Source organism: Nesterenkonia sp. AY15 (assembly GCF_022565855.1).
In the GTDB taxonomy this organism is placed as follows: domain Bacteria; phylum Actinomycetota; class Actinomycetes; order Actinomycetales; family Micrococcaceae; genus Nesterenkonia.
This window is the reverse complement of record NZ_JAJOYV010000004.1, coordinates 207,177-222,393: the sequence shown is the minus strand read 5'-3', so window position 1 is coordinate 222,393 and position 15,217 is coordinate 207,177. Positions and strand designations below refer to the sequence as shown.

General features: G+C 66.5%; 8 protein-coding genes and 2 pseudogenes. 5 read left to right on the top strand and 5 right to left on the bottom strand.

Features of this window, described 5'->3' with window-relative positions; genetic code table 11:
* Window positions 1–76 precede the first annotated feature (76 nt).
* The 3 genes from LSI54_RS08190 to LSI54_RS08180 all read right to left on the bottom strand — a co-directional run bounded on the left by LSI54_RS08190 (window position 77) and on the right by LSI54_RS08180 (window position 4,927).
* On the bottom strand, window positions 77–2,197 hold the full coding sequence (locus LSI54_RS08190; RefSeq protein ID WP_241478120.1) for an acyltransferase family protein: 2,121 nt from the start codon (window positions 2,195–2,197) through the stop codon (window positions 77–79).
* Between the two features lie 247 nt (window positions 2,198–2,444).
* Window positions 2,445–2,909, bottom strand: coding sequence for a hypothetical protein (locus LSI54_RS08185; protein WP_241478119.1), 465 nt, complete (start codon window positions 2,907–2,909; stop codon window positions 2,445–2,447).
* 884 nt (window positions 2,910–3,793) lie between these two features.
* Window positions 3,794–4,927 carry a hypothetical protein gene (locus tag LSI54_RS08180; RefSeq protein ID WP_241478118.1) on the bottom strand — a complete coding sequence of 378 codons (1,134 nt, stop codon included), beginning with the start codon at window positions 4,925–4,927 and terminating at the stop codon, window positions 3,794–3,796.
* A 198-nt stretch (window positions 4,928–5,125) separates the two neighbouring features.
* Here LSI54_RS08180 and wecB point away from each other — a divergent pair, with 198 nt between their 5' ends.
* Together wecB and LSI54_RS08170 are read left to right on the top strand one after the other, a co-directional pair.
* Entirely contained in the window at window positions 5,126–6,292 is a 1,167-nt protein-coding gene (gene wecB, locus LSI54_RS08175) for a non-hydrolyzing UDP-N-acetylglucosamine 2-epimerase (protein ID WP_241478117.1), read from the top strand.
* Window positions 6,293–6,302: 10 nt separating this feature from the next.
* Window positions 6,303–6,782: pseudogene (locus LSI54_RS08170) on the top strand (AAA family ATPase); the annotation flags it as partial.
* A gap of 310 nt (window positions 6,783–7,092) precedes the next feature.
* Here the strand turns inward: LSI54_RS08170 and LSI54_RS08165 are convergent.
* The gene (locus tag LSI54_RS08165; RefSeq protein WP_241478116.1) at window positions 7,093–9,210 is read right to left on the bottom strand and encodes an acyltransferase family protein; all 2,118 of its coding nucleotides are present in this window, start codon (window positions 9,208–9,210) and stop codon (window positions 7,093–7,095) included.
* Between the two features lie 169 nt (window positions 9,211–9,379).
* Here LSI54_RS08165 and LSI54_RS08160 point away from each other — a divergent pair.
* Together LSI54_RS08160 and smc are read left to right on the top strand one after the other, a co-directional pair.
* Window positions 9,380–9,667, top strand: a pseudogene (locus LSI54_RS08160) (UDP-N-acetylglucosamine 2-epimerase); the annotation flags it as partial.
* 19 nt (window positions 9,668–9,686) lie between these two features.
* Entirely contained in the window at window positions 9,687–13,388 is a 3,702-nt protein-coding gene (gene smc / locus LSI54_RS08155) for a chromosome segregation protein SMC (protein ID WP_241478115.1), read from the top strand.
* Here the strand turns inward: smc and LSI54_RS08150 are convergent.
* Complete coding sequence (locus LSI54_RS08150; RefSeq protein ID WP_241470983.1) at window positions 13,375–13,767, bottom strand: DUF1801 domain-containing protein; 393 nt, start codon at window positions 13,765–13,767, stop codon at window positions 13,375–13,377. The two genes, smc and LSI54_RS08150, sit on opposite strands and share 14 nt — an antisense overlap.
* 128 nt (window positions 13,768–13,895) lie before the next feature.
* Here LSI54_RS08150 and LSI54_RS08145 point away from each other — a divergent pair, with 128 nt between their 5' ends.
* A complete protein-coding gene (locus tag LSI54_RS08145; protein WP_241475927.1) occupies window positions 13,896–15,128 on the top strand; it encodes an MFS transporter in 1,233 nt (410 codons plus the stop codon).
* Window positions 15,129–15,217 lie beyond the last annotated feature (89 nt).

The window sequence follows — 15,217 nt, the reverse complement described above, 5'->3', positions numbered from 1 at the left end:
TACCACCTATGCGGAGTCGAAGAGCGGGACCGGCTGAGCGCCTGCGAGTCTATCAGCGTCGCCGCTCACCACCGGGTCAGCTTGCCTGCGGAGAGAACAACCCAGGGACGGACTCCCGAAGCTCCCGCTCAAGATGCGGCACCATGGTCTCGACATATTCATTGGTCAGGTGGTGGCTGTCCCGATAGACCAGGATATTGCCGATCACAGCCGAGCATTCCTGGGCGGGGCAGAAGTGCTCGGTGAGATCCAGGCTGTAGGTGTTCTCGGGCAGGTCCAGCTCATTCAGCGGGTTGACGTCGGCGTATTTCTCATACTCCGGGGCGCATTCGATCGAGTCTCCGCCGTCGGCCAGACAGTCGGGGACGTTCTGCGTCTGCCGAGGCGTTCCCCGCACGAGCAGCAGATCCGTTCCGGCCCCCGTGATCGCGTCCCACTGGTCCGGGGCCCCCTCATGCACGCTCTCGGTCCCGGACTCCCGGGGGATCGCGGTGCCCGGGGTCACCACAAGATCGGGCTGACGGTCGGCGACCACATCGGGGAAGCCGGTGAGCCACTCGTCGCAGGTGTTCGGATCCTCGGTGTCGAGCCCGCGGAACACACACCCGCCCTTGGTGGAGACCAGCACTTCCCAGTTGTGCTTCTCTGCAAGGATGATCCACGCGTTGTGCCAGTGACCCGCGTGGGAACCGCCCGCGAGCATGATGGTCTTGGAGGGGTTCTCCGGCTGTGCGGGATCCTCACAGACCAGCACCTCACCGGATCCAGGCTGATCTCCGGTGGGCTGGTGACAGTCGGTCCGCGCGTACTCGGGCACCCGACGGGAGATGCCGCTGAGATCCGGGTAGAACTCGACGTCGCGCGCGGAGCGATCGGTATCGATGATGTCTGCTCCGGGATAGAGCATCCGGTCCACGCCCGCCATGGCGAGGCCGTCCTGCTGCGGGGAGGTGGTCATCTGCACGTAGATCGTGGCGCCGAGTCCACCCACGATCAGCGTGCTGGCGGCCAGCGCGAGCGTCTTCCCGGCAGCTCTTCTCGCTCCTGGGCCGCTTTCGGTGCTGGACGTGCGGGCCAGGGGCTGCTCGACGAAACGGTGGGTCACCCAGCCCAGGAGCAGGGAGAGGGCGAGCACGGACACCGAGTCGGTGAGCGTCAGTCCGGAGGCGCCGCGGAAATCGAGGGTGAAGATGAGCAGCGGCCAGTGCCACAGGAAGAGTCCGTAGGCGATGTCACCCAGCCGGGTGAACGGAGCGGTGGAGAGCAGGCCCGCGGCCGTGCGCCGCGGATCCTTTTGTCCGGAGCTCGGCGGAGTCGCCGAGGCCAGGATCAGCGCCATGCCTGCCAATGGCCAGAGCGCCCACGGTCCGGGGAAGAGCGCCGCCCCGTCCAGGACGAAGCCGCAGCTGATGACCAGGCCGAGCCCGAGCCAGCCAGCGGCCGTGCGCGCCCCGTGCGGGAGCACGAACCTGGCGCCGAGCAGGGCGAGGAGACCGCCGAAGCCCAGCTCCCAGATGCGCGTCTGGGTCAGCAGATACGCCTCTGCCTGGTTCTGCTGCTGCATGACCAGCGCAGCTGCGAAGGAAGCGATCATCAGCAGCACGATGAGCGTCGCCATCGTGACGGTGGGGGAGAACCGGGATCGACGGGCCAGCCAGACGGCGAGCAGCGCCACCGCTGGCCAGATCAGATAGAACTGCCCCTGGACGGAGAGGGACCAGAAGTGCTGGAAGGGACTCGTCTCGGCACCGGCGGCCTCGTAGGAGAGCTGCGAGCGGATCAGCTCGAAGTTCTCGAAGTAGAGCAGCGAAGCACGCGCCTCGGCGATGAGCTGGGCATGTCGGGTGAGCGGGAGCAGGAGCAGACCCGCAAACGTGGTGACCGCGATGACCAGGGCCGCGGGAGCCAAGATCCGCTTCGCCAGTCTCACGAAGTATCGCAGGAAGTCGATCTTCCCCGTTGAACCTGCCTCACGCAGAAGCATCGCGGTGAAGAGGAAGCCGGAGATGGCGAGGAAGATGTCGATGCCCCCGGAGACCCTGCCGGCACCGAACAGGTGGAACAGGACGACGCCTGCGATGGCGAGTCCGCGCAGACCGTGCAGCTCAGGCCGATGGAGTCGTTGAGGAAGGGCCCTTGCCGCGGGCTCAACGGCTCCGGAGGCAGCGGTGTCTAGGGCGGAAATCAATCGAGGCATCGAGAACCAGGGTATCGGACACGTGCCGTGGGTCCGTGGAAGCTCGCAGGCAGATCAGAAGAGGTGGGCATCGCGTCCCGGAGCTCAGCGTCGAAGAACGGAACCATGGATTCCACGTAATGATTCGAGAGGTGGCTATGATCATAGTAGACAGCGATGTTTCCGATCACAGCCGGCAGACCTCTGCCCCGCACAAGTGCGCGGTCAGGTCCACGGAGTGTATTGCCTCCTGGCAATTCGGGATCGGTCAGCGGGTTCTTCTCTTGGTAGCTAACCGGATCCATGCCACAGCTCTGAGCGTCACCCCCACCTCGGCCCGACAGTCCGCCACCGAGTTCTCACCCCGCGGGGTCCCGCGCGTCGGCAGCAGTTCAGTCCCCCGGTCCATGATGCGGCTCCATTGCTCAGGAGCGCCGGTCTGGATGTTCTCTGTCGAATCATCATTGGGGATCAGGGTTCCGGCCGAAAACAGCAGATCCGGCTGCCGCGACTTGATGAGGTCCAGTAGTCCCAGGTTCCATTCATGGCAGTCGTTTTGTTCAGGTTCGGTGGGGTCGGGACCGGTGGATCGGTCCGGGTCCTCACAGATCAACACCTCCTCGCCAGCACCGTCGTTGTTCTCTCGTCGGCATCCCCACCCGCAATAGACTGGGCGGGTCAGGCTCAAGGTCTCCGGATCGGGCACGACGTCCACTTCGCTGGGTGTCTCCACCCCGCTGAGAGTGGCCAGCGCCCCTGGGTAGCTATCAGGGTCGAGATCGGCGATCGAGGGTACCTGACCGTGCTCCAGCGTGATCGGGTGTGCCGGATGCGTCCAGCGCGGTTTCGTCGTTGAGTTCCGAGAAGAAGACCAGCAGGGGCCAGTGCCGCAGGTAGAGGGCGTAGGCGTGATCACCGACCCAGGTGAATGGTTGACATGAAAGAATCCGGGTGGCGCTCGCGGGCGCATCAGCCGCACACCCGGGCGGTCCGGCGGCCGCGAGCACCAGTGCGAGTCCGAGCAGAGGCCACAAAGCCCAGGGTCCCGGGAATATCTCCGCGCCATTGAATACGAACCCGGTAGATACGATCAGCGCCACCAGCGGCCACACCAAGTAGAACTGTCCCTGCACCGAGAGGGACCGGAAATGCTGGAATGGGCTCGAATCTGTTCCGGCAGCGTCATATCCAAGCTGCGAGGTGATGAGCTCGAGATTCTCGAAGTACAGCAGCGAGGCCCGTGCTTCGGACAGGAGTTGTCCGTGCCGAGTCTCTGGAATCAGGGAGAGTCCTGTCAGGGCCGTTGCGGCGATGACAAATGGGGCCGGGGCGGGAGGCGACGTGTCAGTCGAGCAAGGTAGCACCCTGCGCGAATGGTGCCCACGCTCTCCACTGCCTCCCTGCGCAACATGGAGGTGAACAGAAACCCCGAGATCGCCAGGAAGATGTCGATCCCGCCGGAGACCCTGTTGGCACCGTAGAGGTGGAAAAAGGCAACGTCGAGGATGGCCAGGCCGCGAAGTCCGTGCAGCTCGGGCCGGGTAGTGGCGTTCTAGGCGATCCGGGCAGCCGGGGCGGGAGAAGAGGTCTTCGGCACACCGAGACGCGTGAGTAACCTCACGCGGCGGATTCCGCCAGCATCTGCGCGACGACAGAGGGTGCGGGAGAGCGCCAGGTGCCGAACGCAGGGTAACGGTGCAGAGACATGTCCGCGCTGTCGGTGACATCGGTGACGACTGCCGTTGCGGTCTGGCTCAGATCGCTCACTCGAAGATCCACGCCTCCAGCAGGAAGCCCCGGAATCGCCCATAGCGCATCTACTGCCAGCCGACGGAGCGGGTCGCTGAGATTCTCTGTGACGTCGAGCGTGACGCCTCCCGCCTTGGGGTTCGACGTCCCACTGACATCTCGCAGTTCGCCTACGGGAAGGGTCTCCAGTGGGTCGAGATCCAGGTCGTACAGCGCATCAGCGCTGATGTCTGGTGGGGTCTCGGCCAGGAAAGCATTCCGACTGCGGGCGGCAACGGCCGCCCGGGTAAGAGTCGCGACATTCGAGCGTCCGTCGCCGACGATGAAGAGAGGAAGCCGTGCCAGGGCGCCGACCACCGCTTCCCCGACGATGTAGACCCGAATATCAACTCCAGGGACGAACTGCTCGACAAGGATGTTCTTGGCGCGCCACAGCGGAGTCTTTTCCTGCGGCTGGGCGAAGTTCCAGGCATGCGTCAATTCCTGGTCGCTCGCGACACCTGTGGAGATCCCGTCGCCTCGTCTGCCCGCCTCGGGTTTGACTGTGACCGAGCCGCCCAGATCGTGCATGTAGTCACACGCTCCTTGCAGGTCTCCCACGGCGAATCCACGCCCGATCGACGTCGGGACACCTGCCGATTCCAGGCAGTCTTTGACCAGCGGCCTTGATCGCACGACAGTTTTTGCCAGGTCACTCGTCAGTGAGGTGGTGAGCTGGTAGAACCCTCCGATGACGCGGCCGTTCCGGGTGAAAGTGCGATAGCCGTTGTGGACCTCGCGGCTGACAGCCTTGCCCTTCTTGGCTGCATCGATCAATAGGATGTTGTTCGACTTGAAGGTCGAGTACTCCTGCGGCGCGTTCCAGTCAATCGACGCGAATCGGGCGATGAGACGGCGACTGGGATCCCTCGGATCACGAAACCGTTCGGCGTGTCGGCGACGCTCAGAGCGCCTCCCCTGCTCCGCCAACGAGGTCGGGTCCCCTGCGCTGCCCATCGCCATGAATCTCCTCGTCGGTCCAGGTTGGATTCGGTCCGGACCTATTCTAGGCCGCCACTGGGCGGGGGAGTCTCCGTCACTGTCACGAGTCATCCAGATAGGCTGTTTTCGTCGATGTGTAATTGGCGCGCCCTGTTGCACGCCATCAGGCGCAGAATTCGTCGCACCCTGGGCGGCACCAGCGAAAGAGGAACCTACGCTATGAAGCGAATCATGCCCATCTATGGGACTCGTCCCGAAGCCATCAAGATGGCCCCGATCGTCAAGGCACTGCAGGCCAGCGAGCTCTTCGAGTGCGAGGTCACCGTGACCGGGCAGCACCGCGAAATGCTGGACCAGGTCAACGAGCTCTTCGGCATTGTGCCGGATCATGACCTGAACATCATCCAGCCCCGGCAGACGCTCAACGGGGTGCTCACCCGCACGGTCACCGGCCTGGACGCGATCTTCACGCGGAACAAGCCAGACGCCGTCGTCGTCCAGGGGGACACCACCACCACCACCGCCGGCGCGATGGCGGCGTTCTACTCCGGGATCCCGGTGATCCACGCCGAGGCCGGACTGCGCTCCTTCAACCTCTACTCGCCGTTCCCCGAAGAGGCGAACCGCAAGATGACCAGCCAGATCACCGCGCTGCACCTGGCCCCCACCTCACAGTCCCGCGACAACCTGCTGCGCGAGGCGCTGCCAGCCGAGGACATCGTAGTCACGGGCAACACCGTGATCGACGCGCTGCTCGAGGTCGCTCAAAAGCACGTGCCCTTCGCCGACGCGCAGCTCGAAGACGCCGCGGCCTCGGGCCGGGATGTGCTCCTGGTGACCACGCACCGCCGGGAGAACCAGGGCTCTGCCATGGAAGGTGTGGGCCGCGCGCTGGCACGCCTGGCCAACCGTTACCCGGAGAAGCTGATCGTGCTCCCTGCGCATCGCAACCCGGTGGTGCGCGAAGCGATCCTGCCCGCGCTGGCTGGTCACGAGAACGTGATCGTCACCGAGCCGCTGCCATACGGCGAGTTCACTCGACTGATGAACCTGGCCACCGTGGTGCTGACCGACTCCGGCGGCGTGCAGGAGGAGGCTCCATCGCTGGGCAAGCCGGTGTTGGTGATGCGCGAGAACACGGAACGCCCCGAAGCCGTCGACGCCGGCACGGTGAGACTCATCGGCACTGCCGAGGAGCGCGTGGTCGAGGAGGTCGCCGCGCTCTTCGACAACCCCGAGGCCTACTCCGCGATGGCCAATGCGGTGAACCCCTACGGCGACGGCCACGCCGCGCAGCGCACCGTGGCTGCGATTGCTGCGATGTTCGGCCTCGGGGACCGGCTCGAGGACTTCCACCCGAGCCCCGGCGAGTCCGGGGAAGTGTGAGTCCGCACCCGTGCACCTGAAGACCCTGACCGTTCGCGGATTCAAGTCTTTCGCCTCGGCCACCACCTTCGAGTTCGAACCAGGGGTCACCGCCGTGGTCGGCCCCAACGGGTCGGGCAAGTCCAATGTGGTCGACGCGCTGGCCTGGGTCATGGGCGAACAGGGCGCCAAGTCCCTGCGCGGGGGCACCATGGAAGACGTCATCTTCGCCGGCACCGCCGAGCGCCAGCCGTTGGGACGCGCCTCGGTGTCGCTGACCATCGACAATTCCGACGGCGCGCTGCCGATCGAATACTCCGAGGTCACGATCTCCCGGACGATGTTCCGTGCCGGGGGCAGCGACTACACGATCAACGGCGCCAAGTGCCGACTGCTCGACATCCAGGAGCTGCCCTCCGACTCCATCAGCGAGATCTCCCGGCAGCTCGCGCCGTTAGGCCTGCAGGCCCGGGTTGCCCGCCGAGCCCAGCGCATCCAGCACGATCTGCGCGCCTGGCTCGACGCCCAGCCTAGTTTCCCGTTCCGACAGGGGACCGGTTCAACCACCCCCCCCCGGTACCGGGGTCCGGACCGATCCTGCCGGGTTATCTCTGGCACCGTGTCCGTATCGGAATTCGGCGGTGCAAGAATGGGGTTGATCGTGCGTTCAGGTTCGACGCGTTCGCTGTGTCGCCTTCGTCGACCACTCACGCCGATGTCGCTGAGGGGGCCCTCGGGGCCTGTCCGGTCGGTCCTTGTGCGTCTGCGCGACCGGGTGCCCGACCGCCGAATCTCCAAGGGCTCCGGGACGGACCTGGGAATCAGCGGTAAAGCTGAGGCATCTCAGACCTGATCTTTTCATCGAGGTACGGGGCGAGAGTCTCCACGTAGTGCGCGCTGAGATGGCTGTTATCGCTGTAGACGGCGACATTGCCGATGACGGCCGGGCATGAGCCGTCGGGGCACACGTACTCGGTCATGTCGATCGAATAGATCGACGCATCCTGCGTGGCCTGTGCAAGGAGATCATGCTCGGCGTAGATGCTGTATTCAGCGCCGCAGCTCTCCGCAGTCCCCCCGGACGCCAGGCAGTCGGGCACGTCCTCGTCTGGACGAGCTGTTCCTCGGATCAGGAGCAGCTCTGCGCCGGTCTGTACGATCTCGCTCCAACGATCTTCCGCTCCCCGGGTGAGGTGCTCCTCACTGCCGCTGTCGTACAAGGCTGTCCCGGTGGAGATCACCACGTCGGGTTGACGCTCCGCCATGAAGGCGGGCAGGTTCGCGTTCCACCTCGCGCAATAGATGTCATCGTCAGCGTCATCGCCATCGGCCTCGTCTGTGTGCTGCAGCCTGCATCCAGACTTGATGACGACGATGAGTTCCCAGTCCTGCTCTTCGGCAAGGAGTGCGAGTGCGTTGTACCAGTGACCGGAGTGGGAGCCTCCGGTCAGCATGACCGTTGCCCGTGGATCCGCGGGCGGATCAGGGTCCTCGCAGACCGTGACCTCGTCGGAGCCGGGTTCGCTCAAGTAGGTCTGTTCACAGTCCCAGGACATGTGCATCGGGAGGCTTGCGCTCAGCTCGGTCGGTTCCGGGAAAAAGTCGATGCTGTCATCGACAGGCTGCCCGCCGCCCACGGCGGCGGCACCGGGGTAGTCATTCCGGTCGACACCAGACATGGCATAGCCCTCTGGGATCACAGGCGCCAGCTGGTTGAGGATCAGCGAAGAGGCCACTCCGGCTGCCCCCAGCAGAACGGCGGCGGATGCGAGCTGCGTCTTCTCGCGGATCTTCGTTCTGCTCATGGGCTGCTCGACCCACCGGTAGGTCACCCAGGCGAGCAGCAGTGAGACCGCGAAGACGACCACGGCCCCCTGAACGCCGATCGCCTCTTGGTCTCGCACCTGGAGGTAGAAGATCAAGAGCGGCCAGTGCCACAGATAGAGCCCGTAGGCGATGCTGCCGATCCAGGCGAAGAAGCGGTTGGAGAGGAACGTCGAGGCGCTGGCCTTCGGTTCCTGGGGTCCGGTCCCGCCGTTGGCCGAGAGCATCACCAGTGTGAGGCCAGCCAGCGGCCACAGCGCCCAGGGTCCCGGGAACAGCGAGGCCCCGTCGAGGACGAAGCCGCAGGTGAGGATCAGGCCGATCCCGAGCCAGCCTGCGAGGAACCGGATTCGAGGAGGCAGAGCGATCGAGGAGGCGACGAGCGCGAGGAGACCGCCGAAGGCCAGTTCCCAGAAGCGCGTGCGCGTCATGAGGTAGGCCTGGTCCTGGTCCATCGTCTGCATGTAGAGCGTGAAGCTGAAGGATGCCGCGATGACCAGCCCGACCAGGGCGATCATCACGTGTGCAGCGGGCTTCTTGATCTTCTGGGCCAGGAGCACCGCGGTGATGGCGACCAGCGGCCAGACGAGGTAGAACTGTCCCTGCACGCTGAGCGACCAGAAATGCTGGAACGGGCTGGTGTCGGGCCCTGCGGCACCATAGGCCAGCTGAGAGTTGATAAGTTCGATGTTCTCGAAGTAGAGCAAGGACGCCCGGGCTTCACCCCAGAGCTGCTCATGCCGGGTGCTGGGGAACAGGAAGAGTCCCACGGCCAGAGTCATCGAGATGACTATCGCCGCCGCAGGCAACAGCCTTCGGGCGATGCGAGCGAGGTAGCGTCCGATGTCGATGGGGCCGCCACCGGCGGCGGACTCGCGCAGCAGCATGCCGGTGAAGAGGAAGCCCGAGACTGCGAGGAAGATGTCGATGCCGCCTGAGACTCGGCCTGCTCCGAAAAGGTGGAACAGCACCACACCCAGGATTGCCAGGCCGCGGACCCCGTGGAGCTCTGGGCGGAACCTGCGTTCAGGCAGGCCGCGGGTCAGGGTCTGAACCTCAGCGGCGGGGGCCGCAGCGGCACGGCCGCGCGGCGAACGCGTCGATACTGAACGCACGATCAACCCCTTTCCTGCATCGTCCGGATTCCGTTGCTGACATGGGGCCTGAGTTTATCGGCAGAATCGGTCCGGACCCCGATACCTGGGTGTTAGACCGGTCCCATGTCGTCACGGGAAGCTAGGCTGTGTGGCAGACACCATGCGCGCGAAGGGACAGGTACAAGCCATGAATCGAATCATGCCCATCTGTGGGACTCGTCCCGAAGCCATCAAGATGGCGCCGGTCGTCAAGGCGCTGCAGGCCAGCGATCTCTTCCGCATCGTGCCGGACCATCACCTGAACATCATCCAGCCCCGGCAGATGCTCAACGGGGTGCTCACCCGCACGTACACCGGCCTGGACGCGATCTTCACGCGGAAAAAGCCCGACGCCGTCGTCCAGGGGGACACCACCACCGCTAGCGCGATGGCGGCGTTCCACTTCGGGATCCCGGTGAGCCCCGGCGAGTCCGGGGAAGTGTGAGTCCGCACCCGTGCACCTGAAGACCCTGACCGTTCGCGGATTCAAGTCTTTCGCCTCGGCCACCACCTTCGAGTTCGAACCAGGGGTCACCGCCGTGGTCGGCCCCAACGGGTCGGGCAAGTCCAATGTGGTCGACGCGCTGGCCTGGGTCATGGGCGAACAGGGCGCCAAGTCCCTGCGCGGGGGCACCATGGAAGACGTCATCTTCGCCGGCACCGCCGAGCGCCAGCCGTTGGGACGCGCCTCGGTGTCGCTGACCATCGACAATTCCGACGGCGCGCTGCCGATCGAATACTCCGAGGTCACGATCTCCCGGACGATGTTCCGTGCCGGGGGCAGCGACTACACGATCAACGGCGCCAAGTGCCGACTGCTCGACATCCAGGAGCTGCTCTCCGACTCCGGGCTGGGCCGGGAGATGCACGTGATCGTGGGGCAGGGGCAGCTGGATCAGATCCTGCAGGCCACCCCGGAGCAGCGGCGCGGCTTCATCGAGGAGGCCGCCGGGGTGCTCAAGCACCGTCGCCGTCGCGAACGCAGCGTGCGCAAGCTCGAATCGATGCAGACCAACCTTTCCCGCCTCGAGGACCTGATCAGCGAGATCTCCCGGCAGCTCGCCCCGTTGGGTCGTCAGGCCCGGGTGGCCCGCCGAGCTCAGCGTATTCAGCACGATCTGCGCGATTCGCTCTCCCGGCTCATCGCTGATGACCTCGTCCGTGCGGCCACCGCGCTGCACGAGTCCAGCCGGGGCGAACAGGACGACCGGGAATCCGCCGAGCAGCTGCGCGCCTGGCTCGACGCCCAGGACACCGAGATCGCGCAGCTGGAGAAGCAGGCCGCAACGCAGCGCGCCCACGCGGAGAGGCTGTTGGCCGGCCACCACCGGCTCGAGCAGGTCCAGGAGCGGCTGCGCTCGGTCGCCTCGCTCGCCGAGGAGCGCGCCCGCAGCCTGCAGGCCTCCGCCGTGGTGCAACTGAGCGGCCGCGACCCGCAGGCGCTGCGGGCCCAGGCCCAGAGCGTGGCCGAGCAGGCCGCAGAGCTCGACGCCGAGGTCACCGCCGCCAGGGAACGCCTGGAGCGCACTTCCGCTGGGCGGGCACAGGCCGAGGAGGCATGGAAGGACGAAGAGACCCGTCTGACCGAGCAGCTGCGTGCCGTCGCGGACCGTCGCGCGGGACTCGCGACGCTGCGCGGCCGGGTGGACACCGCCCGGGGGCGCATCGACGCCGCACAGGCCAGGCGCCTTCGTGGCCAGGAACAGGGCGACGCGGCCCGCGCCGCGCAGCAGCGAGCCCGCGGCGAGTTCGCGGAGCTGGAGCAGCGGATCGCGGGCGTCGAGACCGGCGAAGAGGGCCTTGACGCCGCCTACGAGGCTGCCCATGAGCGGCTCAAAGCACTGCGCGGGGCCTATGACGAGAAGCTGGCACAGCAGCAGCGGCTGCGCACGGTCATCAGCGAACACCGAGCGCGGCTCTCCGGACTCTCCGCCGCCCGAACCCCTCGTGACGGAGCCGCAGCGCTGCTCCGCGACCGGGCCGAGGAGATCGTGGCACCCCTGGCGCAGCGGCTGCGCATCACCCGCGGGTGGGAGACCGCGATCGCCGCCTGCCTCGGCAGCCTCGACGCGGCGCTCATCGTCAAGGACGCCGAGACCGCGGCTGATGCACTGGGCTGGCTGGCTGCCGGAGAGGCCGGCCGTGCGCACCTGATCCACCAAGTGGCGGCCGAGACTCCTCTCGCCTCCCGCCGACCCGCCGCTGAGCCTCTGGGGAGTGAGGTTCACGGCGCTGAGCTCCCCGACATCGAGCTCCCCAACATCGAGCTGCCCGCAGGCGCGATCTGGGCTCGCCAGGTGGTCGGCATCGACGACGACCTTCAGATCCCGGTGCACGCCGCGCTTGCCGGCGTCGTGCTCTGCGCTGACCAGCGCCAGGCGGCCGCGCTGCTGGAGCTTCCCGAGGTGCGCACCGCGGTGACTCCTGCGGGGGCCATCCTCCGCACCGGTGAGCAGATCGGCGGCACCGTGCTGGAGAACTCCGACGTGGCGATCAATGCCGAGATCAGCGAACTCACCGAGGCGCTGCGCCAGCGTGAGCTCGAGCTCGACGAACGTGTCTCCGCCTCCGTCGCTGAGGAGTCAGAGGTCAACGCCGCGGAGCTGCACGTCGAGGAGACCCTGCAGGCGCTGCATGCCAACGACGCCGAGATGCACGCCACGACCGAACAGCTCGGCCGGCTTCATGCGGAACTGGCGCGGTCCGCCGAGCGGATCGAACACGCCGACCAAGAGGTTCGCCAGGCAGATGCGGCCGCCGCCGAGGCCCAGCAGCAGTGCGAAGAAGCCGAGGCGCGCCTGCAGGCGGCGCAGAGCGAGGACACCGAAGAGGAGCCGTCCAGCGTTGAACGGGATCGACTCTCCGCTGCTGCCACGACCCAGCGCCGCGAAGAGGTCGACGCCCGGCTGGAGCTGCGCGCCGCCGAAGAGCAGCACAAACAGATGCTCGAACGCGCCGCCGGGCTGCGCCGCAGCGCAGCCGCCGAAGAGACACGCAGGGAAGAGGCGCGGAGGATCGCTCAGGCCCGCAGCTCCCGCGCACTGCAGGCAGAGACCATTCAGCGCGAAGCCGAAGCGGCCTATCAGACATTGTTCGGCGTCCTCCAGCGTTCGCAGACCACTCGCGGCGCCGCCGAGACCGCCGCTCACGCGACCCGCCAGCGGACCCTCTCACTTCGCGCAGCGCGCAAGGCCGAGGTGGCTGAGCTCGAGACTCTCACGGCTGCGTTGCACCAGGCGGAGCTGACCCGCACCGAGCTGCGACTGAGCCTGGAGGCCGCGGAGGCCCGCGGACTCGAGGAGCTCAGCCTCACCGCGGAGTACCTCATCGAGCACTATGGTCCGGATCAGCTGGTGCCGCAGGCATCGGATCAGCTCCTGACGCAGGCTGATCCCACCCAACCGGACAGGCCCGAGGACCCAGCCGATCCAGCCGATCCAGCTGACGAAGCCGAGTCGGGCGTGCCCTTCAACCGGTCCGAGCAGGAGAAGCGGCTCGCGCAGGCCCGCCGTGACCTCAGGGCGCTGGGCAAGGTCAACCCGCTGGCGCTCGAGGAGCACTCCGCACTCGAGGAGCGTCACCGCTACCTGCAGGAGCAGCTGAGCGATCTCAAGAGGTCCAGGCAGGACCTGCTCGAGATCATCGCCGATGTGGATGCCACCGTGGAGAAGGTGTTCACCGAGGCCTGGCTGGACACCAAGGTGCAGTTCGAACGGGTCTTCGCGCGACTCTTCCCCGGCGGGGAGGGACGGCTGGAGCTGACCAACCCGGAGGACATGCTCAACACCGGCATCGAGGTGCAGGCGAGGCCCCCGGGCAAGCGGATCCGCCGCCTCTCGCTGCTCTCCGGCGGGGAACGCTCGCTCACCGCCGTCGCGCTGCTGGTCGCGATCTTCAAAGCCCGGCCGAGTCCGTTCTACGTGATGGACGAGGTGGAGGCCGCGCTTGACGACACGAACCTCTCCCGCCTGCTGGTGATCTTCGAGGAGCTCCGCGAATCCTCCCAGCTGATCATCATCACCCACCAGAAGCGCACGATGGAGATCGCCGATGCGCTCTACGGGGTGTCCATGCGGCAGGACGGCTCCACCCGGGTCGTCTCCCAGCGGCTGGGGACCTCCGCAGAGCCCACAGCAGCAGAGCTCACCACGCCGTGACGGACCGATACGAGCCGGTGATGATCTCTTCGAGCACCGTGACATCCACCTGGTCCAGGCGTGGGATGTAGAGACAGCCGACTCCGGTGCTGTGCGCACCCAGGCGGCCGAGCTCCTCTGCGTGCGGGTCGATCCCGTCGGGCAGATAGATGGTGGTGGCCTGTCGACGTGCGGCGAAGGCGGCCGCGGGAGCGTCGCCCTCGCGGCCTGAGTCGTAGCGGCAGTGATACGTCCCGAAGCCCACGATGCTGCCCCAGAGCTGCGGGTCTTCGGCGGTGATGCGCTGCATCAGTCCCACCATGGTGCGGGCGTCTCGCTGCCGAACCTTCGGCGTGATCGCGCTCAGAAGGGCCTCCAGGCTGCCACCGGTGGGTTCCATCGAATCGCCTCTCGTGATGAAGTGCTCCCATCGTGCCATGGGATCGAAGACCGGCGGAGGGAATGGTCCTGGGGTTCGTTGCGTTGAGCAACGAGGATGACCGGTGGCATAAGGACAGGAGCGGCTCAATGACACGTGAGGTGAAGACCGGGATCCCTCCTGAGCTGAAGGTGATGATCGTCTCGGCCTTCGTGATCGCGATCGGCTTCGGCATCGTGGCGCCGATCCTGCCGCAGTACGCCTCGGACTTCGGGGTCTCCGCCATGGCCGTCTCGGCCGTGGTCTCGGCCTTCGGGCTCTTCCGGCTGCTCTTCGCGCCGGCCTCCGGGAAGCTCACCCAGTGGTTGGGGGAGACCCCGGTCTACGTGATCGGGCTGCTCATCGTGGCGGTGTCCATGATCGCCACCGCGTACGCCCCCAGCTATGAGCTGCTGCTGCTCTTCCGGGCGCTCGGCGGCATCGGCTCGACCTTCTTCACCGTCTCAGCGATGACGTTCCTGGCTCGGAAGTCCCCGCCCACGATCCGCGGCCGGGTCTCCGGCGCCTACGCCTCGGCGTTCCTGTTCGGCAGCGTCGCCGGTCCGCTCATCGGCTCGGGACTGCTGGTCTTCGGCCCTCGGGTGCCCTTCCTGGTCTACGGAGGGGCCTTGGTGGTGGCGGCGGCGATCGTGTTCATCATGCTTCGCCAGTCCCGGCTGGAGGACCGTGGTCGCAAAGAAGATCGAGAGACGGTCACCCTGGCCGAGGCCTGGCAGCACCGCGGATACCGTGCGGCGCTGACCGCCGGCTTCGCCAACGGATGGGCGACCTTCGGGCTGCGCAACTCCGTGGTGCCGCTATTCGCCGCCACCGCCTTCGTCGGTTCCGGATGGATGCTGGATTCCAGCCAGCTCGCAGGAGTCGCGCTGGCCACGTTCGCCGCCGGCAATGTGGCAGCCGTGCTGCTCTTCTCGCGCCGGTCAGATCGGTATGGACGACGACGTCCGATCATCCTCGGGCTTCTCATCTCGGCGCTGGCCACGGGTCTTCTCGGTCTGGCGCCCAGCCCGCTGATCCTGCTGCTGCTCAGCGTGATCGCAGGGGTGGGCACCGGGCTGATGAACCCCGCCCAGCAGGCGGCGATCGCCGACATCGTCGGTTCGGGGCGCAACGGGGGATCGGTGGTGTCGACCTTCCAGATGACGCAGGACTTCGGCGCGATCATCGGACCGCTGCTGGCGGGGTTCCTGGTGGACCAGCTCGGCTACGCCTGGGCCTTCGGCGTCACCGGGGTGATCCTGATGTTCGGCGCCCTGGCCTGGACTCAGGCTCCGGAGACCTTGGAGGCCGAGGAAGAGTCGGCTGAGACAGTGCAGCCCTGAGGCGCTGCCGCTGAATCCACTCAAGAGCCTGGGTCCGGTTGACCGAGCGAGATGCTCGATGAACCGGACCCAGGCTCTTGAGACGAAGC

Excerpts from the sequence above, each read along its gene's own strand:
- LSI54_RS08145 (WP_241475927.1), top strand. The coding sequence starts at position 13,896 with ATGACACGTGAGGTGAAGACCGGGATCCCTCCTGAGCTGAAGGTGATG.
- LSI54_RS08190 (WP_241478120.1), bottom strand. The coding sequence starts at position 2,197 with ATGCCTCGATTGATTTCCGCCCTAGACACCGCTGCCTCCGGAGCCGTT.
- LSI54_RS08150 (WP_241470983.1), bottom strand. The coding sequence starts at position 13,767 with ATGGAACCCACCGGTGGCAGCCTGGAGGCCCTTCTGAGCGCGATCACG.
- wecB (WP_241478117.1), top strand. The coding sequence starts at position 5,126 with ATGAAGCGAATCATGCCCATCTATGGGACTCGTCCCGAAGCCATCAAG.
- LSI54_RS08180 (WP_241478118.1), bottom strand. The coding sequence starts at position 4,927 with ATGGCGATGGGCAGCGCAGGGGACCCGACCTCGTTGGCGGAGCAGGGG.